The 24,205-nt window shown below is 63.7% G+C and carries 23 protein-coding genes; 10 read left to right on the forward strand and 13 right to left on the reverse strand.

The annotated features are described in order from the left end of the window. Positions 1-14: 14 nt before the first annotated feature. The 11 genes from QCE63_RS02770 to kdsD all read right to left on the reverse strand — a co-directional run bounded on the left by QCE63_RS02770 (position 15) and on the right by kdsD (position 9,565). Positions 15-656: an LON peptidase substrate-binding domain-containing protein gene (locus QCE63_RS02770; RefSeq protein ID WP_309830297.1), complete on the reverse strand. Its 642-nt coding sequence runs from the start codon at positions 654-656 to the stop codon at positions 15-17. Between the two features lie 34 nt (positions 657-690). Then, complete coding sequence (gene rapZ / locus QCE63_RS02775; protein WP_309830299.1) at positions 691-1,587, reverse strand: RNase adapter RapZ; 897 nt, start codon at positions 1,585-1,587, stop codon at positions 691-693. A 100-nt stretch (positions 1,588-1,687) separates the two neighbouring features. Next, positions 1,688-2,656, reverse strand: coding sequence for an HPr(Ser) kinase/phosphatase (hprK, locus tag QCE63_RS02780; RefSeq protein ID WP_309830300.1), 969 nt, complete (start codon positions 2,654-2,656; stop codon positions 1,688-1,690). A gap of 186 nt (positions 2,657-2,842) precedes the next feature. Next, complete coding sequence (ptsN, locus tag QCE63_RS02785) at positions 2,843-3,298, reverse strand: PTS IIA-like nitrogen regulatory protein PtsN (RefSeq protein WP_309830301.1); 456 nt, start codon at positions 3,296-3,298, stop codon at positions 2,843-2,845. Between the two features lie 391 nt (positions 3,299-3,689). Continuing rightward, positions 3,690-4,049: a ribosome hibernation-promoting factor, HPF/YfiA family gene (hpf, locus tag QCE63_RS02790; protein WP_309830303.1), complete on the reverse strand. Its 360-nt coding sequence runs from the start codon at positions 4,047-4,049 to the stop codon at positions 3,690-3,692. Between the two features lie 181 nt (positions 4,050-4,230). Beyond that, entirely contained in the window at positions 4,231-5,748 is a 1,518-nt protein-coding gene (locus QCE63_RS02795; protein ID WP_309830304.1) for an RNA polymerase factor sigma-54, read from the reverse strand. Between the two features lie 150 nt (positions 5,749-5,898). Then, positions 5,899-6,666, reverse strand: coding sequence for an LPS export ABC transporter ATP-binding protein (gene lptB, locus QCE63_RS02800; protein ID WP_309830306.1), 768 nt, complete (start codon positions 6,664-6,666; stop codon positions 5,899-5,901). A gap of 11 nt (positions 6,667-6,677) precedes the next feature. After that, a complete protein-coding gene (gene lptA, locus QCE63_RS02805) occupies positions 6,678-7,385 on the reverse strand; it encodes a lipopolysaccharide transport periplasmic protein LptA (protein WP_309830308.1) in 708 nt (235 codons plus the stop codon). Positions 7,386-7,414: 29 nt separating this feature from the next. After that, positions 7,415-8,017 (reverse strand): LPS export ABC transporter periplasmic protein LptC, encoded by a 603-nt coding sequence (gene lptC / locus QCE63_RS02810; protein ID WP_309830310.1) that lies wholly within the window; start codon positions 8,015-8,017, stop codon positions 7,415-7,417. A 4-nt stretch (positions 8,018-8,021) separates the two neighbouring features. Continuing rightward, positions 8,022-8,561 (reverse strand): HAD family hydrolase, encoded by a 540-nt coding sequence (locus QCE63_RS02815; RefSeq protein WP_309830312.1) that lies wholly within the window; start codon positions 8,559-8,561, stop codon positions 8,022-8,024. 20 nt (positions 8,562-8,581) lie between these two features. After that, positions 8,582-9,565, reverse strand: a complete 984-nt coding sequence (gene kdsD, locus QCE63_RS02820; RefSeq protein ID WP_309830314.1) for an arabinose 5-phosphate isomerase KdsD — start codon at positions 9,563-9,565, stop codon at positions 8,582-8,584. 161 nt (positions 9,566-9,726) lie between these two features. Here kdsD and QCE63_RS02825 point away from each other — a divergent pair, with 161 nt between their 5' ends. The 5 genes from QCE63_RS02825 (at position 9,727) to purU (ending at position 14,749) form a co-directional block, all read left to right on the forward strand. Next, a complete protein-coding gene (locus tag QCE63_RS02825; protein WP_309830317.1) occupies positions 9,727-11,721 on the forward strand; it encodes a cation:proton antiporter in 1,995 nt (664 codons plus the stop codon). A gap of 67 nt (positions 11,722-11,788) precedes the next feature. Beyond that, positions 11,789-12,355: an adenine phosphoribosyltransferase gene (locus tag QCE63_RS02830; RefSeq protein ID WP_309807138.1), complete on the forward strand. Its 567-nt coding sequence runs from the start codon at positions 11,789-11,791 to the stop codon at positions 12,353-12,355. Between the two features lies 1 nt (position 12,356). Continuing rightward, entirely contained in the window at positions 12,357-12,971 is a 615-nt protein-coding gene (locus QCE63_RS02835; RefSeq protein ID WP_309830319.1) for a LysE family translocator, read from the forward strand. Positions 12,972-12,990: 19 nt separating this feature from the next. Continuing rightward, positions 12,991-13,848 carry a DUF4743 domain-containing protein gene (locus tag QCE63_RS02840; RefSeq protein ID WP_309830321.1) on the forward strand — a complete coding sequence of 286 codons (858 nt, stop codon included), beginning with the start codon at positions 12,991-12,993 and terminating at the stop codon, positions 13,846-13,848. Between the two features lie 31 nt (positions 13,849-13,879). Further along, on the forward strand, positions 13,880-14,749 hold the full coding sequence (purU, locus tag QCE63_RS02845) for a formyltetrahydrofolate deformylase (RefSeq protein WP_309830324.1): 870 nt from the start codon (positions 13,880-13,882) through the stop codon (positions 14,747-14,749). Positions 14,750-14,824: 75 nt separating this feature from the next. Here the strand turns inward: purU and QCE63_RS02850 are convergent, their stop codons facing one another. Together QCE63_RS02850 and uvrA are read right to left on the reverse strand one after the other, a co-directional pair. Further along, complete coding sequence (locus QCE63_RS02850; RefSeq protein WP_309830325.1) at positions 14,825-15,916, reverse strand: hypothetical protein; 1,092 nt, start codon at positions 15,914-15,916, stop codon at positions 14,825-14,827. A gap of 122 nt (positions 15,917-16,038) precedes the next feature. Next, positions 16,039-18,912: an excinuclease ABC subunit UvrA gene (gene uvrA / locus QCE63_RS02855; RefSeq protein WP_309830327.1), complete on the reverse strand. Its 2,874-nt coding sequence runs from the start codon at positions 18,910-18,912 to the stop codon at positions 16,039-16,041. A 427-nt stretch (positions 18,913-19,339) separates the two neighbouring features. Between uvrA and QCE63_RS02860 the strand changes: the two genes are divergently transcribed. The 5 genes from QCE63_RS02860 to QCE63_RS02880 all read left to right on the forward strand — a co-directional run bounded on the left by QCE63_RS02860 (position 19,340) and on the right by QCE63_RS02880 (position 24,007). Further along, positions 19,340-20,542 (forward strand): MFS transporter, encoded by a 1,203-nt coding sequence (locus QCE63_RS02860; protein WP_309830331.1) that lies wholly within the window; start codon positions 19,340-19,342, stop codon positions 20,540-20,542. Positions 20,543-20,670: 128 nt separating this feature from the next. After that, a complete protein-coding gene (locus tag QCE63_RS02865) occupies positions 20,671-21,213 on the forward strand; it encodes a single-stranded DNA-binding protein (protein ID WP_309830333.1) in 543 nt (180 codons plus the stop codon). A 564-nt stretch (positions 21,214-21,777) separates the two neighbouring features. After that, positions 21,778-22,410 carry a response regulator transcription factor gene (locus QCE63_RS02870; RefSeq protein WP_309833660.1) on the forward strand — a complete coding sequence of 211 codons (633 nt, stop codon included), beginning with the start codon at positions 21,778-21,780 and terminating at the stop codon, positions 22,408-22,410. A 109-nt stretch (positions 22,411-22,519) separates the two neighbouring features. Next, the gene (locus QCE63_RS02875; RefSeq protein WP_309830336.1) at positions 22,520-23,227 is read left to right on the forward strand and encodes a response regulator transcription factor; all 708 of its coding nucleotides are present in this window, start codon (positions 22,520-22,522) and stop codon (positions 23,225-23,227) included. Between the two features lie 129 nt (positions 23,228-23,356). Next, the gene (locus QCE63_RS02880; protein ID WP_309830338.1) at positions 23,357-24,007 is read left to right on the forward strand and encodes a response regulator transcription factor; all 651 of its coding nucleotides are present in this window, start codon (positions 23,357-23,359) and stop codon (positions 24,005-24,007) included. Positions 24,008-24,205 lie beyond the last annotated feature (198 nt).

Raw genomic sequence — 24,205 nt, forward strand, 5'->3', positions numbered from 1 at the left:
GACGTAGTGAAGTGTCAGAGCAGCTGATGGTGCTGCATGTAGTGATGCACGACATCGATGCGGGCGCCGGCATCCATCAGTTCCATGAGCTTCTGGCGGGCGCGCATCGGGATCGGCAGGATTTCGGAGAGGCGGTTGGATACCCAGGTGGGATCGTCGAACAGGAAGGGTTCGACGAACGGCAGATTCTGCGGCTCGCGCTCCCTGATCGTATCGATGATGCGCTCCAGCACTTCCGCGCATGCGCCGAACTTGGCCAGCGTTTCGGCGCCCTGCAACGGCTGGTCCTCTTCCAGCAACCGCACGGTGCCCACCAGCAGGTTGCTCGGTTCGACCCGATGATCGATCAGCTTGAAGCGCGCCGTGCCGCGCGCCTGCACGAGCAGAAGGCCGAAGGTATCCACATCGCATTCGGCGATCTCGGCAAGACAGCCGACCGGTTCCGGCACCGACGGATCGCCCGGAGAAGCAACTTCATGCCCGCTTTTCAGCAGGCAGACGCCGAATGGCGATTGTTCGCGCAGACAGGCGCGCGCCATGTCGAGGTAGCGCGCCTCGAAGATCTTGAGCGGCAGCAGGCCGCCGGGAAACAGCACGGTGTGAAGCGGAAACAGCGGCAGATCGTCCAAAACCGGATTCGCGGGAATCGAAGACATCGCGTCCCTCCAGGGTGGATCGCCGATGCGGCGATCAGGTTCGCGCGTGAACCGCGTCGCCATCCACCGGGATGGGCGCGTCACGATGCCGCACGATCACATTGGCCTGGTCGCGAAAACGCGCGGCAAGCGCTTCCGCGATGAATACCGAACGATGCTGTCCGCCCGTGCAACCGACCGCAACCGTCAGATAGCTGCGGTTGTCGTCTCGAAAACGCGGCAGCCACTTGCCGACGAACGCCCCGATGTCCTCGATCATCTCGCCAACCAGCGGCTGCGCGGAGAGAAAGTCGATGATGGGCTTGTCGCGGCCGGTGAAGGGGCGCAGCTCGCGGTCGTAGTACGGATTGGGCAACGTGCGGACATCGAACACGAGATCGGCGTCGAGCGGCACGCCGCGTTTGAAGCCAAACGATTCGAACATCAGCGTGAGATCGGCCGCGTCGGTTTCGACGAAGCGTTTGACCCACGCGCGCAGCACGTTCGCGCGCAGATTGCTGGTGTCGATCTGATGCCCGTACTCCGCGAGGCCGGCGACCAGTTCGCGTTCGCGCTCGATCGCCTCGGCCAGCGAGTTCAGCAGGCCGACATCGGCTTCGCGCATCGGCGGACCGGACAGCGGATGACGCCGGCGCGTTTCCGAAAAGCGTTGAATGAGCGACTGCGTGCTCGCGTTCAGAAAGAGCACGCGCAGGTCGTATTGGGCTGAGAGCGCGTTGATGATGCTCGGGACTTCATCGAGCGAAAGGCTGGAGCGCGCGTCGATGGCAACCGCCAGGCGGCTCTGTCCTTCCTTCGCGAGATGGGCGGCGAGTTCGGGCAGGAAACGCGGCGGCAGGTTGTCGACGCAGTAGTAGCCGCCGTCTTCCAGCGCGTTCAAGGCAACGGACTTGCCGGAACCGGAGATGCCGGTGATCAGGATGATACGCATGGAAATCGGCTCGTTCGCTTAATCTTAGCACCTGCTCTGGATTCGAATTCGGCCGCGAAATGATCACGGCGGTGACTGCGATCTTCAGTTCGCGACCGCTTCAGATCAGCTTGCCGGGAAACTGGCTGTCGGGATCCTGCATGGCGAGCCGCTGCCGATCCATGAAGTCGCGCAAGGTGTCGATGCCGCGCAGTTGCAGGATCGTGTTGCGTACGGCGGCTTCCACCAGCACGGCGAGATTGCGGCCCGCGGCCACTTGAATGGTCACCTTGCTGATCGGGAGGCCCAGGACGTCGACACTCTGGCTCTCCAGCGGCAGGCGCTGGAATTCGCCGTCGGGACGGCGCACCAGTTGCACGATCAGCTTCAGTTTCATCTTCCGGCGCACGGCGGTCTCGCCGAAGATGGTCTTGATGTCGAGCAGGCCCAGGCCGCGCACTTCGAGCAGATTCTGCAGCAGCGGCGGGCAGCGCCCTTCGACGAAATCCGGGCCGAGCCGCACGAAATCGACGGCGTCATCCGCCACCAGCCCGTGACCTCGGCTGATGAGTTCCAGGCCCAGTTCGCTCTTGCCGAGACCGGAGTCGCCGGTGAGCAGCACGCCCATCCCGAGGATGTCGATGAACACACCATGCAAGGTCGCGCGCGGCGCGAGGATGCGCGACATGTAGGCGCGCAGACTGTCGATGACCGCCGCCGCTGACATGCGCGTCGTGAACAGCGGCGTCGACGAGCGCGTGCAGCGCAGGACCAGTTCCGGCGGCGCGCCGACTTCGCCCGCGACCACCAGGAACGGCGGTTCGAGCGCGATCAGTTCGGCCATGTGGCGCGAACGGTCTTCGTCGGACTGGCGCTGGTAGTAGTTGATCTCGGCGTCGCCGAGCACCTGGATACGGTTCGGGTGAATCAGGTTCAAGTGGCCGACGAGATCGGCGCTCGACGTCGCGTTCGCCACGGTTTCGCTCGAGAAACCGCGCTCCCAGCCTTCATGCCCCGTGAGCCAGCTGAGCTTCAGAGTGGCGGCGTTGTCGTCGAAAATACTTTGGGCGTTGATGCTGGACGTATCCATGAGGCCGGAACTCCGTTGGAAGCCGGGAGCAGCCTTCGCTTGACGACGAAGCGGGTTGCTTCGATACGCTGCATGGCGCTGCTTTTGACCGATTGTGCCCCAGAAGCCTGACGCAAGCGAGGCGCGTCCCATGCGAAAGCAGGACGGATGCGCTCTGGACGCGGCTCCGCCGGGTTCGTGCGGCTGTTACGGTTGCCACTGCGTGAGCACTTGATAGAGCGCTTCACGATCTTCTTCCTTGTGCAGACGCTCGCGCGCCTCGGTGTCGGAGAGCAGTTGCGCGATCTCCGAGAGAATTTCCAGATGTTGCTGGGTGGCCTGTTCGGGCACGAGCAGGAAGATCAGAAGGGAGACCGGCTGGCCGTCGGGAGATTCGAACGCGACGGGTTCGGCCAGGCGCACAAAAGCGGCGAGCGGCTGCTTGAGTCCCTTGATGCGGCCGTGAGGAATGGCGACGCCTTCGCCGAGGCCGGTCGAGCCGAGTCTTTCACGAGCGAAGAGGTTGTCGGTGACGATACTGCGGGCGATACCGTTCTGATTTTCGAAGATCAGGCCCGCTTGCTCGAATACACGTTTCTTGCTGGTAACGGACAGTCCGAGAACGACGTTCTCGATGGGAAGAAATTTGGCTAAACGATTCATGTTGGCAGGCTGATGCGTGGCCTGATAGCTCCTCATCGTGGCTGCTGTCTGAAAGCGCTCACGGCTGTGAAACGGAAAGTGCGCTGACGGCGGTCCCCTGCAGCGTGCCGGTCGTGTGGCCCCGAAGAATTACCGGACCATTATAGAACAGGCCTTACCGCGATGGTGCGCCGCGCAAACGTACGCTTGGCGATCCAATGTGCAGTACAAAACACTGAAAATCAATGGCTTGGGCGAATCACAGCCAAAATGCAACAAAAAAGCCGCCAGGCAAGGCGGCTTCTGTTCGATACAACTCCGTCAGGCGCGTGTCAGACGATTCGAGGTTTTCCTCCAAATTCGTCCGCCCTCATTCGAGCGGCGGGCCTGAACGACGCTGCATCGGTCAGTCTTACGGCGACGGCGCTTCAATGCTCTGCGGCTCCACGTGGTACTTCACTGATTCGTGCGCGTGGCCCTGGATCTTGTCCTTGTGCTTGATGACCTGGCGATCAAGCTTGTCGACCATCAGGTCGATCGCCGCGTACATATCAGCGTCACAACTCTCGATGAAAATGTCCTTGCCCTTCAGGTGCAGGTTGATTTCCGCCTTTTGGCGCTTGTCCTTTTCCCTATGATTGTCGACCGAGAGGACAACGTTGCCGTCGATAACTTGATCGAAATGACGGAGCACCCTGTCCAGCTTCGTGATCACGTACTCGCGCAACGCAGGCGTCAATTCGAGGTGATGTCCGCTGATCTTCAGATTCATAGTTGCTCTCCAAGCTAGTGGCCGTGTGCCACGAAGCTCGTCCGATGCCGGTCGCGGTGCGATCCCTCAGCGCTTCAACCGAATGCGCTTGGAAAACGGGTCGCATCGGCCGGCTCGTGCGCGCGTTCGCGGGACGGCCGGTCAACGCCCATCGCAATATGCAATGGACTACAGAGACGGGTCATAGAGACTTGCGCAGATTCACTGCCGGAATTCGGAGCGCTTCGCGGTATTTGGCTACAGTGCGCCGCGCAACCACAAAACCTTGTTCCGCCAGCAATTCGGCGATGCGGCTGTCTGAAAGAGGAGTTTTGGGTTCTTCCGCTCCTATCAGTTGCTTGATGAGGGCCCGGATCGCCGTGGACGATGCCGCGCCTCCTGTGTCGGTCGAGACGTGTGAGCCGAAGAAGAACTTGAACTCGAGCGTCCCGAACGGGGTGAGCATGTATTTCCCGGTTGTCACACGAGAAACCGTCGACTCGTGTAAACCCAGCGTATCAGCAATCTCCCGCAAAACCAAGGGGCGCATGGCGATTTCGCCATGTGCAAAAAAGTTCTTCTGACGCTCGACAATAGCCTGCGCAACACGCAGGATCGTCTCGAATCTTTGCTGAATATTCTTGATCAGCCAGCGCGCTTCCTGCAGTTGCTGCCGGAGCGAACCGCTGCCGGGATCGCCACGGTTGTTGCGCAGGATATTCGCGTACAAATGGTTGATGCGCAGCTTCGGCACGATCTCCGGATTCAGCTCGGCGGTCCAGCCGCCAGTGGTCTTCCTGACCAGGATATCCGGCACCACGTAATCCGCCTCGCTCTTGCCATACGCCGCGCCTGGAAACGGCTCCAGCGACTTGATCAGCACGTGCGCGTCGCGCAGCGCGTCGTCGTTGGCCTTGAGCTGCTTGCGCAGACGCGTGAAGTCGCGCGCGGCGAGCAATTCGAGATGGTTCGTGACGATGTCCAGCGCCAGCGTGCGCGTGGGCGACGCGTCCAGCCGCAGCAATTGCAGCTTCAGACATTCCGATGCCGACCGTCCGCCGACGCCCGACGGATCGAAACTCTGCAGCAACGCGAGTGCCGCGCTCAGTTCGTCGATTTCGACTTCGAGTTCGTCGGGCAGATCGGCCTGGATTTCGTCGAGCGACGAAGTCAGATAACCGTCTTCGTCGAGCGACTCGATCAGGAACGTGATCAACGCGCGATCCCGCTGATTCGCCGAAGTCATGCGCAACTGCGCGGTCAGATGATCGCGCAGCGTGGTGGTGGACTCGTGGATCTGCAGCGGCGGAAGGTCGTCGTCGTCCGAGGCGTTGCTCGAGCGGCCGTAGTCTTCCAGATTCCACGAGCTCGTGTCCGAACTGCTGTCCGAGCCCATGCCGTTGTACTCGTCGACGCCCTGAGGCTCGCTGTTCTCCGAGCGTTCGGAACTGGACGTGCTGGAGGACGAGCCATTGCTCATCATCGAGTCGCCCGGAGTGCTGGACGACGCGGGGGCCGCGATGAGCGAACCGTCCGCCGCCACCCGCAGCGGGCTGGCGATCCAGTCGTCTTCGTTCTCGAGGAGCGGATTCTGGGAGATCGCCATGGCGACCTCCTGCTGCAATTCGAGCGTGGACAACTGCAGCAGCCGGATCGACTGCTGCAGTTGCGGGGTCAGCGCAAGATGCTGCGAGAGGCGGAGTTGGAGGCTGGCTTTCATGGCAAGGTTTTCTTCATTGTAGAGAGTTTGCCACGCGCGCGAAACCTCGCGGCGAATCCAGAAAGACGCGTGCCGCCCAAGAGGCGGCACGTAAGTTTTGCTGCTTGCGCTTCACGCTTCACGCTGCACACGTGATGCACGGTAACGCGGTCACATGCGGAAGTGTTCGCCGAGATAGACGCGCCGCACGTTCTCGTTCTCGATGATCTCGCCCGGCGCACCCGCCGCGAGCACGCTGCCGTCGCTGATGATATACGCGTGATCGCAAATGCCGAGCGTTTCGCGGACGTTATGGTCCGTAATCAGCACGCCGATGTTGCGCTGCTTCAGGAACTTCACGATCTTCTGGATTTCCAGCACGGCGATCGGATCGACGCCCGCGAAAGGCTCGTCGAGCAGAATGAAGCTCGGATTCGTTGCGAGCGCGCGCGCGATTTCCACGCGCCGGCGTTCGCCGCCTGACAGCGACAGCGCCGGGTTCTCGCGCAAATGAGCGATCTGCAGTTCGTCGAGCAGTGCTTCGGCGCGCTGCGTGATGGCGTCCCTGGACAGGCGCTTGCCGGACTCGTCGGTCTGCAACTCGAGCACCGCACGAATGTTCTGCTCGACCGTGAGCTTGCGGAACACCGACGCTTCCTGAGGCAGATACGACAGCCCAAGGTGGGCGCGCTGATGAATGGGAAGCAGGCTGATCGAGTTGCCGTCGAGGTGGATCTCGCCGGCGTCGAGCGGCACCAGGCCGACGATCATGTAGAACGACGTGGTCTTGCCCGCGCCGTTCGGCCCGAGCAGGCCGACCACTTCGCCGCTCTTGACGTCGAGCGAGACGTCCTTCACGACCGTGCGCGAACCGTAGCGCTTCTTCAGATTGCGGACGACGAGCGAGCTCGACTGGCCTTCCGGCTGACGGTGGGGCATGGCGGGCGCGTTCACTGCTGCGGCGTTCCTTGAATGGTGTTCGACGGCGTCAGCGTGGCCGGCGGGCCGTTCAGCGGCGCGGCGCCGCCGGAGCGCGGCGCGAGCATGGCGCGCACCCGGCCGCTTGGATTGCCGGGGCCCGCGACGTCCTTGCCGGCGCTCGCCGTATAGAAGTCTTTCTGACCGTCGTAGGTGATGACGCTGCCGTGCACTTCGTCCTGTACGTTCGTCAGGCCTTGCAGGCGGCGCACGGTGGCGCGCGTCGTGAGTTTCGTGAAATCGTTCTTGCCGTCGTAATCGATGCGCACCGCGTTGCCGTCGATGTACTCGTTCACGCCGTCGCGCTTCTGGCGGAAGTACGAAAGATTGTTGCCGGTGGACGTGCCGGTGGCGTACTGGTAGCCCTGCGGATCCTGCGTGACATCGACGCGGTCGGCCTTGATGACGATCGTCCCTTTGGTCGCGACGACGTGGCCGGTGAAGATGTTCTTCTGGTTGAGGTCGTCATACGACATGTTGTCCGCTTCGATGTTGAGCGGCTTGTCCTGGTCGGCCTTTTCCGCATGCGCGGGCGCTGCCGTCAACGCGATGAAGCCCGCGAGGGCGGCGCACAGCACGGCTCCCGGGAGTCGCGGGAAGCGCGCGATGGGTAGCGCCATGCGGCGCGCGTGCGTGGCGCGCGCGGAGCCGCCATCGGGACGAGGGAACCTTTCGTTCATGCAGTCACAATTCGGATGGGAGTGCCGGGTCACTTGGATGCGCCGCCCTTGATATCCGAGGCGGCGATCGAGCCGCGCACGTTACCGAAGAGCTTCATTTCCCGGGTCACATTGTTGTAGTTCATGCCATCGGCCGTCATTACGGACGGACCGCGCTGAAGTCTAACCGGTTTTTCCGTTTCGATGACATCGTCGTTCACCAGCACGCGAAAATGCTGCGAATCCGCCTGCATCTGCGGATCTCCGTAACCAGCGGCGCGCAGAATGCGGGCGTTGTCGTAGAGATCGACAACCGACACGTCGCCGTTGACCGTGCCGCGCTGCGCGGTGGCCGTGACCGTCGGTTTTTGCGGCTGGAACATGCGCAGCGCGGGCAGCGTCAGGTCGCTGATTTCATCGTCTTCATAGTGAACCATCGACTTCGCCGTCAGACGGTATTGCGTCGAGCCGGTCGCGTCGAGTTCGGACACCGAGAAGTTGTTCGCGAAATAGTCGGGGGTATGGCGCTTCGGCTGCTCCGGCGCCTGCGCCGCCGGCGGCAGCGTGGCCTGCAACAGCCAGTACGTGACACCCGCGAGCGCGGCCATCGCGAGGAGCGGCAGCAGCGAGGCGAGTTTTCCTGGGCGCTGCATGACGTCAGCCCCCGAGCGCCGCGGCGAGCAGGTCGTCGTAGCGGTGTTGCGCGCGCAGGATGGCGTCGCAGACCTCGCGCACCGCGCCGTGGCCGCCGCGCGACTGCGCGACCCAGTGCACGCGCTGGATCACATCCGGATGCGCGTTCGCCGGTGCGGCCGCGAAGCCGCAGCGGCGCATCACGGCCAAGTCCGGCCAGTCGTCGCCCATGTAGCCGCAGTCGCCGGCCGGGATGCCGGTCTTGTCGAGCAATTCAGCCAGCGCGACCGTCTTGTCCGCCACGCCCTGATACAGATGCGTGATGCCCAGTTCCTTCGCGCGCGCCGCGACGATGCCGGACTGGCGGCCCGTGATGATCGCCGTCTGCACGCCGACCGACTGCAACATCTTCACGCCGTGGCCGTCGAGCGAATTGAACGACTTCATCGCGTCGCCTTCGGCGGTGAAATAAAGACTGCCGTCGGTGAAGACGCCGTCGACGTCGAACACCATCAGACGGAGACGGCTTGCGCGCTCGACAGCGCTCGCGCCGGCCGATGGCATGGAAGACGGCTGCTGCGCCATCAGATCACCTTCTTGGAAAAGAGGTCGTGCATGTTCAGTGCGCCGATCAGCGTCGCGTCGGCGTCGACGACCAGCATCTGATTGATGCGATAACGCTCCATCAGTTCCACGGCCTCGACCGCGAGATGATCCGGCGCGATGGTCTGCGGGTTGCGGGTCATGACATCGGCGATGCGCAGCGAACGGAAGTCGCCGTCGCGTTGCAGGATCCGGCGCAGGTCGCCGTCCGTGAAGATGCCGTGTACGCGCTGTTCACTGTCGATCACGGCGGTCATGCCCATGCGCTTGTCCGTGATCTGGAACAGCGCGTCCGAAACGGTTGCATCGAGTGAAACCCGCGGCACTTCGTCGCCGGTGCGCATGACGTCGCGCACGTAGGTCAGCAGGCGCCGGCCGAGTGCGCCGCCCGGATGCGAACGCGCGAAGTCTTCGGGGCCAAAACCGCGCGCGTCGAGCACGGCGACGGCGAGCGCGTCGCCGAGCGCCATCGCGGCAGTGGTGCTGGCGGTGGGCGCGAGATTCATCGGGCACGCTTCCTTGTCGACGCGTGCGTTGAGATGCATGTCCGCCAGTTGCGCGAGACTCGATTCGGGACGGCCGGTGATCGCGATCAGTTTTGCGCCAAGACGCTTGATGAGCGGCAGAATGGCAACGAGCTCCTCGGTTTCGCCCGAGTTCGACAGCGCGATGAAGATGTCGTCGGCGGTGACCATGCCGAGGTCGCCGTGGCTGGCTTCGGCCGGATGCACGAAGAAGGCGGGCGTGCCGGTGCTCGCGAGCGTCGCAGCGAACTTGCGCGCGACATGGCCCGACTTGCCGATGCCCGACACGACCACGCGGCCGCGGCAGCCGAGCAGGACTTCGACCGCGTTGATGAAATTTTCGTCGAGGAGAGGAGAGAGGCCGCGAACGGCGTCGGCTTCGATCTGAATTACATCGCGAGCCAGCGCCAGCGCCCGGTCGCCATTGATTTTCGCTATCATGCGCGGAGTATAGCAAAGGCGATTCTCCGCCGCGCCGCCCGGCGCGTGGCGCGCCGCCGCCTATCCGCCCCCGCGAGCCCCGCCGTCCCGGGCTCTTCCAAGACGCCGCAGCGCAAGGTCGTCCGCGCTGCCGCACACTGCCGAACGAGGACGCTAGACGGATGATTTCTCCGCTCGAAATGACGTTGCTGCTGCTGCTGTGTTCAGTGGTGGGCGTCGTGGTATTTCGCTATTTCAACCTGCCGCCGATGCTCGGCTATCTGACGGTCGGCATCATCGTGGGCCCGCACGCGGCCGGCATCGCGCCAGACACGGATCGCGCGCAGCACCTCGCCGAATTCGGCGTCGTGTTCCTGATGTTCTCCATCGGCCTGGAATTTTCGCTGTCCAAATTGCGCTCGATGCGGCGCATCGTGTTCGGACTCGGCGCGAGCCAGGTGGGGGCCACCATCGCGCTGGCCATGATCTTCGGCTGGATTGCGCATTTCTGGATCGAGATGTCGTGGGAGGCGAGCTTCGCGCTGGGCGGCGCGCTGTCGATGTCGTCCACGGCGATCGTCAGCAAGCTGCTCGCCGAGCGGCTCGAACTCGAATCGGAGCACGGCCGCAACATCTTCGGCGTGCTGCTGTTCCAGGATCTGGCCGTGGTGCCGCTGCTTATCATCATCGCGGCGCTCGGCAACGGCAACTCGTCCCAGCTGGCGATGTGGCTGGGCATCGCGGCGGTGAAGATCGTCGTCGCGCTGACGGTGCTGCTGTTCATCGGCCAGAAGTTCATGACGCGCTGGTTCGACCTGGTCGCGCGGCGCCGCTCGCAAGAACTGTTCATGCTGAACCTCTTGCTGGTGACGCTCGGCGCGGCCTTCATCACCGACAAGTTCGGGCTGTCGCTCGCGCTCGGTGCGTTCATTGCCGGGATGCTGATTGCCGAGACGCCGTACCGGCATCAGGTGGAAGAAGACATCAAGCCGTTCCGCGACGTGCTGCTGGGCCTGTTCTTCGTGACCACCGGCATGCTGCTGAATCCGCGCGTGATCTGGGAGCATCCGTTCCTGGTGCTCGGCTTCTTCGTCGTGCCGATCCTGCTCAAGGCCGTGATGATCACCGCGCTGTCACGCGCGTTCGGCGCGCCGCAGGGCGTCGCGATGCGCACGGGTCTCGGTCTCGCGCAGGCGGGCGAGTTCGGCTTCGTGCTGTTGAACCTGATCCTGGATTCACATCTGGTCGATTCCACCATCCTCCAGGCGATCCTCGCCGCGATGCTGCTGTCCATGCTCGCCGCGCCGTTCATCATCCAGAACGCGGACCGGATCGTGCTGCGGCTTTCGTCGACGGAATGGATGCTGCAATCGTTGCAGATGACCAAGATCGCGACGCAGAGCCTCAAGCAGAGCGGCCACGTGATCATCTGCGGCTACGGCCGGGCCGGGCAGAACCTTGCGCGCATGCTGGAGCAGGAGGGCATCTCGTATGTGGCGCTGGATCTGGATCCGGACCGTGTGGCCGCGGCCGCGGCGGCGGGCGAATCCGTGGTGTTCGGCGACGCCGGGCGCCGCGAGTCGCTGCTGGCGGCGGGCCTGCATCGTGCTGCGACGGTGGCGATCACGTATGCGAATACGCCGTCGGCGATGCGCGTGCTGCACAACATCCATGAACTCGCGCCGACCTTGCCGGTGATCGTGCGCACCGTCGACGACGCCGATCTCGAGAAGCTCACGGCCGCGGGCGCAACCGAGGTGATCCCGGAGATCGTGGAAGGGAGTTTGATGCTGGCGTCGCACACGCTGGTGCTGATGGGCGTGCCGATGCGGCGCGTGGTGCGGCGCGTCGAGGAAATGCGCGATGCGCGCTACAGCCTGCTGCGCGGCTACTTCCACGGCGCCGACGATGATGACGACGACGATAGTCACGAGCAGGTCCGGCTACAATCCGTACCGATCGACGCGAACTCGGAGGCGGTCGGCCATTCGCTTGACGATCTGGGGCTGGTCGGCCGCGGGGTCGAGGTGACGGCGATCCGGCGCCACGGTATCCGGGGTGTCGCGCCCGATCCTGAAACCAAGTTGCGCGCCAACGACATCGTCGTGCTGCGCGGCCTGCCCGAAAAGCTGGCGCAGGCCGAGGAACGGCTCTCGCGACATCGTCGGGCGGCGTAGTTTCCCGCGTTGTCTTCCTATTAGTCACGGGCGAGCGCGGCCTCACGGCGCGAACACCGGAGAAATCATGTCCATTTCCTCTTCGAACGCCGAGCGCGACGCCGCGCGTTTCATCAAGGAGCGCGTGCGCACCGTCGAGAACTGGCCGCAGGCCGGCGTGCAGTTCCGCGACATCACGCCCGTGCTGCAGGACCGCCGCGCGCTGCGCACGCTGATCGACCTGTTCGTGCAGCGCTATATCGACGAGGACATCAATGTCATTGCCGGCATGGACGCGCGCGGCTTCATCATCGGGCCGATTCTGGCGTATGAGCTGAGCCTCGGCTTCGTGCCGATCCGCAAGCAGGGCAAGCTGCCGTACCGGACGCTGTCGCAGTCGTACGAGCTCGAGTATGGCCGCGCGACCGTCGAGATTCACGAGGACGCCTGCAAGCCGGGCGACCGCGTCGTGATCGTGGACGATCTGGTCGCGACCGGCGGTACGATGATGGCCGGCAAGATCCTGCTCGAACGGCTCGGCGCCGAAGTGGTCGAGGCGGCGGCGATCATCGACCTGCCGGACCTGGGCGGCTCGAAGCTCCTGCGTGATAACGGCGTGCCGCTCTACACCGTGTGCGAGTTCGGGGGACATTGAGATGCCCCACTTCCTGCTGTTTCTCGCGGCGTCGGTGGCGATCACCGTCGCGCCCGGACCGGACAATCTGCAAGTGCTCGCGCGCGGCATTTCGCAGGGACGGCTCGCCGGACTCGTCGCCGCGCTGGGCTTCGCCTGCGGCGTTCTGTTCCACACGACGCTCGCGGCGCTCGGCGTCGCCGCGCTGCTGCGCTCGTCGCCGCTCGCGTTCCAGGCTGTCAAACTGGCGGGCGCGGCCTATCTGGTATGGATCGGCATCAAGGCGTTGCGGAGCCACGGGCTTGCCAACGCGCATGAACGGCCGCGCCAGCCGCTCGCAACAGTGTTCCGCCAGAGCGTGATCGGCAATCTGCTGAATCCCAAGGTCACGCTGTTCTTCATCGTGTTCCTGCCGCAGTTCGTCGATCCGCATGGCGCGCAAAGCGTGATGCTGCAAATGTTCGAACTCGGCGGCGTGTTCATGCTGCAGACCGTGGTCGTGTTCTCGCTGTTCGGCATCGGCGCGGGCATGATCGGCGCGTGGCTGGCGCGCCGGCCGCGCGTCGGCGTGTGGCTCGACCGCCTCGCCGGCGTGACCTTCATCGCGCTCGGCATTCGCGTCGCACTGCGCGACTGACCCGCTTTATTCCTCGCTCATGACACTGCCCGCCATCCACGCGGCGCGCCGTTTCGACGCCGCCGCGCACGCTCCATTTCTTATCGGCGATGAACGAGCCGGCTGGATTCGCCATCCCGATGTCGCCGCACTGCGTCGCTGGCCCGAAGTGTTCCAGTTCGACGCGGCCACGGTGCGCTTGCAACCCGCCCTCGCCGATGTGAACACACGCAGCGCCGCGCTCGGCGCGGTGATCGGCGCGTTGTACGCCGAAGGCCGGATTCCCGGCTGGCGCGACGAGACCTACGCGATCCGCAACGACTTCGACGCCGCGCCGCTCGCGTTCATCGAGCGGGCGGCGTCGCGCTTCTTCGGCACGATGACCTACGCGGTGCATCTGAACGGCATCGTAAAATACGCGGACCGCGCGCCGGAACTGTGGATCGCGCGCCGCAGCGACACCAAGGCGACTGATCCCGGCATGCTCGACAACGTCGTTGCGGGCGGCATCGGCTGGGGACTCGGTTTGATGCCGACGCTCGTGAAGGAATGCTGGGAAGAGGCCGGCATGAGCGCCGAGCTTGCCCAAACCGCCGAGCCCGGCCGCACCTTGCACGTGTTGCAATCGCTGCCTGAAGGCACGCAAGCCGAACAGATCTTCGTCTACGATCTTCTTCTGCCGCCCGATTTCGCGCCGCGCAACCAGGACGGCGAAGTCGGCGAACACCGGCTCGCGCGCATCGCGGACGTCGCGCGCTGGATAGAAGACGGCGCGTTCACGGTCGATGCCAGTCTCGCCACGCTGGATTGCATGCTGCGCCGCCAGTGGATCGACGAGGACGCGTGCGAGGGCATCGCCACGCTGTTCGCGCCGGCCGCCGCGAACAGCGCGCGGTGAACATCAAGAATCCAATGAACGAGGACAGGTCATGTCGACCGAACATAGCTTTTATCTGAAACTGTCGTGCCCGGACCGTCCGGGAATCGTCCATGCCGTGTCGGGCTTCCTGTTCAATCTCGGCGCCAATATCCTCGATTCCGCGCAGTTCGGCGACAGCCGCACCGGCGAATTCTTCATGCGCGTGCATTTCCAGGAAGTCGGCGGCGATCCGGGCATCGACGCGTTGCGCACGTCCTTCAGCACGCTCGCCGACGAGTTCGGCATGTCCTGGGAGTTGCACGACGCGTCGGTGAAGCCGCGCGTGGTCATCATGGTGTCGAAGATCGGCCACTGCCTGAACGACCTGCTGTTCCGCTATCGCACCGGCCAGTTGCAGATCGAGATTCCGGCGATCGTGTCCAATCACAAGGATTTCTATCAGCTCGCGGCGAGCTACGACATTCCGTTCCATCATTTGCCGCTGCTGAAGTCGACGCCCGAAGGCAAGGCCGCCCAGGAAAAGCGCGTGCTGGAAATCGTCGAGCAGCACAACACCGACCTCGTGGTGCTCGCGCGCTACATGCAGATTCTTTCGCCCGAACTGTGCGACCAGTTCGCCGGCCGCGCAATCAACATCCATCACTCGTTCCTGCCGAGTTTCAAGGGCGCGAAGCCGTATTACCAGGCGTTTGACCGCGGCGTGAAGCTGATCGGCGCGACCGCGCACTACGTGACCTCGGATCTCGACGAAGGCCCGATCATCGAGCAGGAAGTGGAGCGCGTGGACCACAACATGACGCCGGAGCAACTGACGGCGATTGGCCGTGACGTCGAATGCGTGACGCTCGCGCGCGCGGTGAAGTGGCATGCGGAGCATCGCATCCTGCTCAACGGACACAAGACGGTCGTGTTCCGCTGATTCGCCCGCCGCCTCCAGAAAGCACAACGCCCGCAAGGTATGTCTTGCGGGCGTTTTCTTTTTCGGGCTCGGGAATTACACGAGCCGCAAATAGATCAGCTCGCGCTTGATATAGCCGTAAAAGATCGGCGCGGCGATCACGCCTGGAATGCCGAAGGCGGCTTCCATGGCGAGCATGGCCAGCAACAATTCCCAGGCGCGCGCCTCGATCTGGCCGCCGATGATGCGCGCATTCAGGAAGTATTCGAGCTTGTGGATCAGGATCAGGAACGCGAGCGACGCCACCGCCGTGCCGAACGACACCGACAGCGAAATCCCGACGATGATCGTGTTCGAGATCAGATTGCCGATCACCGGCATCAGGCCGACGATGAAGGTGAGCAGGACCAGCGTTTTCGACAGCGGCAAGCGTTCGTGAAACAGCGGCAATGCGACCAGCAGATAGAGCGCGGTGAAGACGGCGTTGATCGCCGAGATCTTGATCTGCGCGAACACGATGCGGCGGAAGGCGTCGGAGAAGCGCGACACGCGTGCGACCAACGCAGTGGACAGCGGCAGCCGATGGTGCGCGGTGCGCGGCGCGCTGACCGCGATGATCGCCCCGACGATCATGCCGATCACGATATGCCCGAAGCCGCGCGCCATCTCCTTGCCGCCTTGCTGGAGCATTTCGGCGTGCTTGTGCATCAGCTCGGTGGCCTTGTCCTTCATCTGCCCGGCATCGACCGGAAGATAGTTCGCGAGCCAGTCCGGCACCGAAAGGCGCGCGCTCGACGTGATGCTCATCAACTGGTCGAGCAGCTTTTGCAGGCTCGGGAAATCGTGCTCGAGATGCTGGATGGTAGCCATGGTCGCGCCGGTCAGCGCGCCGACGATGATCGCCGAGATCAGCCCGACCGCAATCAGGCGCGCGCCGCGGCTGACAACGTGGCGCTCGATCACCGGCGCGATCATGTGAACCAGTTGGAACACGAGCATGCCCGCGAGCAGCCCGCCGAGCAGTTGCAGCTTGAGTGTAAAAAACAGTGCCGTGAGCGCCAGCAAATAGCTGCCGATCTCGACCGCCGACAGCTTCGGCAAACTCATGTCGCTCGTCAGCCTGACGTGGCGCGTGGGCAGGTCCCGCACTCGCGCTTCCTCGTTGGCCGCTTCGTTGCGCTTCGCCATGACTGCGTTTCCTTATCCCCAGCTGCTTAACGACGGTTGTCCGCGCCGCGCCGTGCGCGGCTGATTCGACGGCCTGTTGCGCGAGCGGCGCGGCCCCCGGCGCCGTGGCCCGGGGGCGAAACTTACGCCGCCGATTTGGGCCGTTGCAGCAAAGGTGCCAGGTACCTGCCGGTAAAACTCGCCTTCGACTTCGCGACCTGCTCCGGCGTCCCCTGGGCGATGATCTGCCCGCCGCCCGCGCCGCCTTCCGGACCGAGGTCGATGACCCAGTCGGCGGTTTTGATCACGTCAAGATTATGCTCGATGATGACCACCGTGTTGCCCTGATCTCGCAAGCGATGGATGACTTCGAGCAGCAGCGCGATGTCATGAAAGTGCAATCCGGTCGTGGGTTCGTCCAGGATATACAGCGTCCGACCCGTGTCGCGCTTGCTCAGTTCCAGCGAAAGCTTGACGCGCTGGGCTTCGCCGCCCGACAGCGTGGTCGCCGACTGGCCCAGCCGGATATAGCCGAGACCGACATCGAGCAGCGTCTTCAGCTTGCGCGCGACCACCGGCACCACCTTGAAGAACTCGTGCGCGGCTTCCACCGTCAGGTCCAGCACCTCGTGGATGTTCTTGCCCTTGTACTGGACTTCCAGCGTCTCGCGGTTGTAACGCTTGCCGTGACAGACGTCGCAGGGCACGTAGACGTCGGGCAGAAAGTGCATTTCCACCTTCAGCACGCCGTCGCCCTGGCAGGCTTCGCAGCGTCCGCCCTTGACGTTGAACGAGAAGCGGCCGGGATCGTAGCCGCGCTCCTTGGCCGCCGGCACGCTCGCGAACAGTTCGCGGATCGGCGTGAACAGGCCCGTGTAGGTGGCGGGATTCGAGCGCGGCGTGCGGCCGATCGGGGATTGATCGACGGCGATCACCTTGTCGAAATGCTCGAGACCTTCGATCGATTCATACGGCGCCGGCTCCGTCGCCGAGCCGTACAGATGCTGCGCCACCGCATGCTGGAGCGTGTCGTTGATGAGCGTGGACTTGCCCGATCCCGACACACCGGTCACGCAGGTCAACAGACCCACCGGCAGATCCAGCGTCACGCGTTTCAGATTGTTGCCATGCGCCTCGACGATGCGCAGCCGCCGTTCGTCCGGCGCGGCGCGCTCGGCCGGATAGCCGATCGTCCGCTTGCCGGAGAGATACTGGCCGGTGATCGAGTTCGGATCCTTCTGCACCTGGACAGGCGTGCCCTGCGCGACCACCACGCCGCCATGCACGCCGGCGCCGGGGCCCATGTCGACCACGTAGTCCGCCATGCGGATCATGTCCTCGTCGTGCTCGACGACGATCACCGAATTACCGATGTCGCGCAGATGCTTGAGCGTATGGATGAGCCGGTCGTTGTCGCGCTGATGCAGCCCGATGGACGGCTCGTCGAGCACGTACATCACGCCGGTCAGCCCCGAGCCGATCTGCGACGCCAGCCGGATGCGCTGGGCCTCGCCGCCGGACAGCGTCTCGGCGCTGCGTTCCAGCGACAGATAATCCAGCCCGACGTTGTTCAGGAACGAGAGCCGCGCGACGATCTCCTTGACCACCTTGTCCGCGATCTCGCCCTTCGCGCCTTCGAGGCGCAGCGTCTGGAAATAGCCGAGCGTGTCGCGCATCGGCCAGCCGCTGATTTCATAGATGCCGCGCGCCTGGTCCTCCGTGCCGACCTTGACGAAGCGCGCCTCGCGACGCAGCCGCGTGCCGTCGCAGGCCGGGCAGGGCTGGTTGTTCTGGTACTTCGCGAGTTCCTCGCGCACGGCCGCCGAATCCGTCTCGCGGTAACGCCGCTCGAGGTTCGGGATGATGCCCTCGAACGCATGCTCGCGCACCGAGGCGCGCCCGCGCTCGTTGATGTAAGAGAACGGAATCGACTGCTTGCCCGAGCCGTACAGCAGGATCTTGCGCACCTTCTCGGGGAGATCCTCGAACGGCGCGTCGATGTCGAACTCATAGAACGCCGCGAGACTCTGCAGCATCTGGAAGTAGAACTGGTTGCGCCGGTCCCAGCCCTTCACGGCGCCCGCCGCCAGCGACAGCGACGGATGCGCGACCACCCGCTTCGGATCGAAGAAGGTGATCTGGCCGAGGCCGTCGCATTCGGGGCACGCGCCCATCGGGTTGTTGAAGGAAAAGAGGCGCGGTTCGAGTTCCGGCAGCGAGTACGAACAGATCGGGCACGCGAACTTCGAGCTGAAGAGCTTTTCCTTTTCGGTGTCCATTTCCAGCGCGATGGCGCGGCCATCGGCCAGGCGCAGCGCCGTTTCGAACGATTCCGCGAGCCGCTGCTTCATGTCCGGCCGCACCTTCAGGCGGTCGATCACGACGTCGATGGTGTGCTTGTCGGTCTTCTTGAGCTTCGGCAGCGAATCGACTTCATAGATCTTCGCGACGCCTTCGTTCGCGGTGCCGCCGCCGGAGCGGATCCGGAAACGAATGAAGCCCTGCGCCTGCATTTCCTCGAACAGCTCGACGTGCTCGCCCTTGCGGTCCACCACGACGGGCGCGAGGATCATCAGCTTGGTTTCCTCGGGCAGCGCGAGCGCGGCGTCGACCATTTGCGACACGCTTTGCGCTTCGAGCGGAATCAGGTGGTCCGGGCAATACGGCGTGCCGACCCGTGCGTAGAGCAGACGCAGATAGTCGTGAATCTCCGTGACCGTGCCGACCGTGGAGCGCGGATTGTGCGACGTTGCCTTCTGTTCGATGGAAATGGCGGGCGAGAGCCCTTCGATCAGATCGACGTCCGGCTTTTCCATCAGCTGCAGGAATTGCCGCGCGTACGCCGACAGGCTTTCCACATAGCGCCGCTGGCCTTCTGCGTAGAGCGTGTCGAACGCCAGCGACGACTTGCCCGACCCGGACAGCCCGGTGATCACGATCAGCTTGTGGCGCGGCAAGTCGAGACTGACATTCTTCAAATTGTGGGTGCGGGCCCCACGAATGCGAATTTCTTCCACGAGTTTGTTCCGGGGTTCTTCGAGTGATCCAGCAGCGGGTTCAGCGTTCTCCGGCGGCCCGGGGCAGGCATGCAGGCAAGCCTTGCAAACCTCAAAAGGCAAGCTGCGCTGACGGCGCCGGGCGTAAAGAGAGGGGGGCCAAACCTGCTACTATAACGACTTTTAGCGGGCGCGGCCCGGGCTCCCGGAGTGCCAAACTCGTGGAGAACCCGTCGGACGCCCATCAGCAGGCTGGCGCGGGGACTTGCCGGACTGCAGCGCTTTCAGAGCCAGCGGCGCGGCCGGATCGCGGGGCTTTTCATCCAGCGACGGCAAGCCAAGCAAGCAATGCGTTCCATATAGTGCCGTTTCAAGCAAGAACAAGGCGGCCGTGCCTGGCTGCGCCCCGGGCCAGGCCAGACCCGACTCCTCACCTTTTCCGTTCCTGATGTCCAATCCGTCTGCCACGTCCACACGTCTCTCCGCGCCGGAGCTGCGCGCGACCGTGTCGCTCGCCGCCATCTTCGCGCTGCGCATGCTCGGACTCTTCATGATCATGCCGGTGTTTTCGATCTACGCGAAAACGCTCCCGGGCGGCGACAACGTGCTGCTCGTCGGCATCGCGCTCGGCGCCTACGGCGTCACCCAGTCGATGCTCTATATCTTCTACGGCTGGGTCTCCGACAAGCTCGGCCGCAAGCCGGTCATCGCCTTCGGGCTGCTGGTGTTCGCGCTCGGCAGCTTCGTCGCGGCGGTGGGGCATTCGATGGCCTGGATCATCGCGGGACGGGTGATCCAGGGCATGGGCGCGGTGTCCTCCGCGGTGATCGCCTTCATCGCGGACCTCACGCACGAAGAGAACCGCACCAAGGCCATGGCGATCGTCGGCGGGAGCATCGGCGTGTCGTTCGCGGTGGCGATCGTCGGCGCGCCGATCGTGTTCCAGTGGGTCGGCATGAGCGGACTGTTCACGGTGATTGGCGCGCTGTCCATCGTCGCGGTCGGCGTGGTGCTGTGGATCGTGCCCGATCCGCCCGCGCACCCCGTCCACGTCAAGGCACCGTTCGCGGAAGTGCTGCACAACGTCGAACTGTTGCGTCTCAACTTCGGCGTGCTGGTGCTGCACGCCACGCAGACGGCGCTGTTTCTCGTCGTGCCGCGCATTCTCGAAGCCGGCGGCCTGCCAGTCGCGTCGCACTGGAAAATCTACCTGCCGGTCATGGGGCTCGCCTTCGTCATGATGGTTCCGGCCATCATCGTCGCCGAGAAACGTGGAAAAATGAAGGCCGTCATGCTAAGCGCGATTGGTCTTATCCTGATCGGCCAATTGTTATTGGGCGTGGCTCCGCATACGCTGTGGTCCGTGGCCGCCATTCTGTTCGTGTACTTCCTCGGCTTCAACGTGCTGGAGGCTTCGCAGCCGTCGCTGGTGTCGAAGCTCGCGCCCGGCACGAGGAAGGGCGCGGCAGCCGGCGTGTACAACACGACGCAATCCATCGGGCTCGCGCTGGGCGGCGTCGTCGGCGGCTGGCTGCTGAAGCTGGACGGGCCGAGCGCGGTGTTCTTCGCGTGTTCCGCGCTGGTGTGCGCCTGGCTGCTGGTCGCGGCCTGGATGAAGCCGCCGCCGCGCCGGAGCCAGCGGGCGGCCTGAGCGCAGTAACGTAGCCGAATTAGCGAATCATCGAATCTGGCCGGCGCGCGGCAACCGGATCCGCCCGATGCGGAATCGCCCGGAGCAGTGCGCGGCCGACAGCAAGCAAGGTATCTACCGGAGAAATCATGGCATCAGTCAACAAGGTCATTCTCGTGGGCAATCTGGGCGCCGACCCCGAAACCCGCTACCTCCCGAGCGGCGACGCCGTGGCCAACATCCGTCTCGCCACCACGGACCGCTACAAGGACAAGGCATCCAACGAGTTCAAGGAATTGACGGAGTGGCATCGCGTTGCGTTCTTCGGCCGGCTGGCGGAAATCGTCAACGAGTACCTGAAGAAGGGCTCGTCGGTGTATATCGAGGGGCGCATCCGCACGCGCAAGTGGACCGATCAGGCGGGACAGGAGCGCTATTCGACCGAAATCGTCGCCGACCAGATGCAGATGCTGGGTGGACGCGGCGGCGCGGGCGGCGGCGATGACGGCGGTTATAGCCGCAGTGCGCCGGCAGAACGCTCCGGCGGCGGTGGCGGTGGCGGTGGCGGTGGCGGCGGACGTGCGCCTGCGGGCGGGCGCGCAGGCGGGGCGGGCGGCGGCGGTGGCTCGGGCCGTCCGAGCGCGCCGGCCGGCGGCGGCTTCGACGACATGGACGACGATATCCCCTTCTGACATCGCGTCTTCAATCTGTAGCAAAGAACCCCGCCCTGGTGCGGGGTTTTGTTTTCTTGGCGGCGTGCCAAGTGGCGGGCAAAGCGCCGCGGTACACGCGGTAAGGCCGTTACCTCCCGAATCCGCTTGAGAAATGGCAAGTCGCCAGAACACGGTTTTTTTTATTTTTGCGTCGTCTTCTGAATTTGGGGCTGAGTTCTCCCTTTTTTTATCGTGCCGTATTAATCTGGAAACCCGCCGACGATGAAGCAACGCCATTTTTTCCATTAGCGGAAAGTAAATTCGGTCAATCGGAATAATCTGATGGTCGTGGGCATACCCGCGTTCTATCTTGAAAGCTAATATCTCGAAACCAACCATGGAACGGACATGCAAGCTTTCAATGCAGCGATACAGCGTTGTTTGGTCAAAAAAGCGACGGCTTATAGTTTTTTTAACAGGCAGTGATTCCGGACTGATTCGGAATTTCAGGTAAGGCATTGACTTTGATGCAATTCAAAAGCTCGTTCAGACAAGAGCGGTTAATCAGATAAACAGCATGAGGGCCCTTTGAAACTTCGCGTAATGCTGGCCGATGATCATCCCTTCGTCCTTGTCGGGATGAAAGCGTTGCTTGATTCAGACGAGGCAATCGAAGTCGTCGGTCAGGCGAATAACGCGAGCACCTTATTGGCTGAACTCAAGCGTGTCGCTTGCGACGTGCTCGTCACCGACTTCGCCATGCCGGAACACGGCGCGGACGCCAAGGATGGGCTTCGTCTCATCCGCACCGTGCGGAACGACTTCCCGCAAGTCAATGTCGTCGTGCTGACGAGCGTCACGAACGTCGCCATCCTGCGTTCCATTCTGAATGCGGGCGCGATGGGACTCGTGAACAAGGCCGAGCCGATCGAATACGTGGCGAGCGCCGTACGTCATGCCAGTGTCGAACGGCGTTACGTGAGCGCCTCGTTCGCGGCGTCGCTGGCTGAAGCGGGGGCCGAAACCGACTTTCCTTCCGAAACCTTGCCGCTTTCACCGCGGGAGATCGAAGTCGTGCGCCTGTTCGCGCAAGGTCATGCGATCACCGAGATCGCCCGGGAACTCGACCGCGACGTCCGCACGATCAGCCGGCAGAAGCGCGACGCCATGAACAAGCTCGGCGTGCGCAACGATCCCGGCCTGTTCGCCTTCGTGCGCGCACGCGGTTTGAACTGACCGCGCGGCGTTTCTGTTCGGCTTTTCCCTGGAGGTTCAGATGCACTACTCCTGTCACCATGCCGCGGCATCTGATGCAAGATTCCCGGCGCGTGCAGCGGAGGCGGACATGCACGATGCAAAGACGTCGGTCGCGACGCATCTTGTGGACGAGGCGCTGGTGTTCGCGCGCGCCGGCCGCATCCGCCTTGCGATCGCGGACGACCATCCGCTCGTCATTCTCGCGGTTGAGCGGCTCGCCGGGCAATTCCCCAACGTCGAGGTGATGAGCCGCAACGCGAATTCCACCCAGCTCGACGAGTCTCTCGCACGAACCCGCTGCGACGTGGCAATCGTCGACTTCTACATGCCGGGGGGACGCTTTGGCGAAGGCGTCGAGATGATCCGGCATATGGCGCAGCGCTATCCCGCGGTGCATCTCGTCGTCCTGTCGCGCAACGGCGACGCGGCGCTCGTCCAGCAGGCGCTGGAAGCCGGCGCGCACGCCTTTCTCAGCAAGGAAGACCGGCTCGACCTCATCTACCTGGCCATCGTGTCGGTCCTGGCCAACGAGACCTATCTCGGCCCCACGATCCGCCGCATGCTGACGCTTGCCGATGGCGAGAAACAGGCGCGCTTCATCCGGCAGCGCCTGACGAACCGCGAGCTCGACGTGATCGAACGGTATGCGCGCGGCGCGAACATCACCGAGATCGCGCGAGATCTGGAGCGCAGCGTAAAGACCATCAGTGCGCAGAAATGTGCGGCCATGCGCAAGCTGGATCTGTCTTCCGACGCGGCGCTGTTCCGCTTCATCGCGGACAGCGGCCTGATCTGACGGTCGGCGCTGAATGACGGCGCTGAATTTCGGCACTCAATACGCCGCACCTGAGACGCCCGCCGTCACTGGGACAGGCATTTGCCCTCGCGGCGTGCGCCGGAGATCCTCAACATATCGCTGGAAGCTATGGGAATCACCACGCCGATCCGCGCGATCGTTGCGGACGACCATCCGGTCGTCGTGAAGGGCGTTCAGGCATTTCTGGAACGGGACGGGCGCGTCGAGGTCGTCGCGACCGCACAGGACACGCGGGAACTGGCGGAGCGGCTGGACGCGACGCCCTGTGACTACGTGCTCTCGGACATCGGCATGCGCGGCATCGCGGGGGAGAGCAGTTCCATCGGCTTTCTGAAACATCTCTTCTGGCAGAAGGCGCGCCCGAAAGTCATCGTGATGACCATGATTTCGCAACCGCGCATGCTGACGGGGCTCATTCAGCTCGGCGTGGACGGCGTGATCGACAAACGGGACGGCCTGCCTTGCCTGAATCAAGCCATCGCGATGGCGGCAAGGGGAAACTGTTTTCTTTCGCCCGGCATCGAAGCCTCGCTGCGCAGCGCGCCGGTCGCCGCGCCCGCCCGCGCGGGTGTGTTGAGCCGGCGCGAATGGGAGGTCTTCCAGCTGTATGCGCGCGGCCTGCGGATCCACGAAATCGCCGCGTATTTCGGGCGCAGCCGCAAGACGATCGCGACGCAGAAGCGCAGCGGCATGCGCAAGCTGGGGCTTGAATCCGAAGCGGACCTCGTCGCGTTTCTCCGTCAGGTAGGACTGGTCTGAATTTGTGAGCCGTGCCTGCACGGCGCCTGCCGCACGTCCATGCCGCGCGTCATTTGGGAGGGTTCTGATTCGGTGCACAGCGAATAACCGTCAGACTAGAACGGCATTTTTCCGACGCCACGCCAACTTCGAGCACCGGCGGGGAAGGTGCCTGGCCGGAGCATGAACAAGCCGGCTTGCTTGAGAGAGGATTGAATT

Origin of the sequence: Caballeronia sp. LZ065 (genome assembly GCF_031450975.1) — a bacterium.
Classification (GTDB): Bacteria; Pseudomonadota; Gammaproteobacteria; order Burkholderiales; family Burkholderiaceae; genus Caballeronia.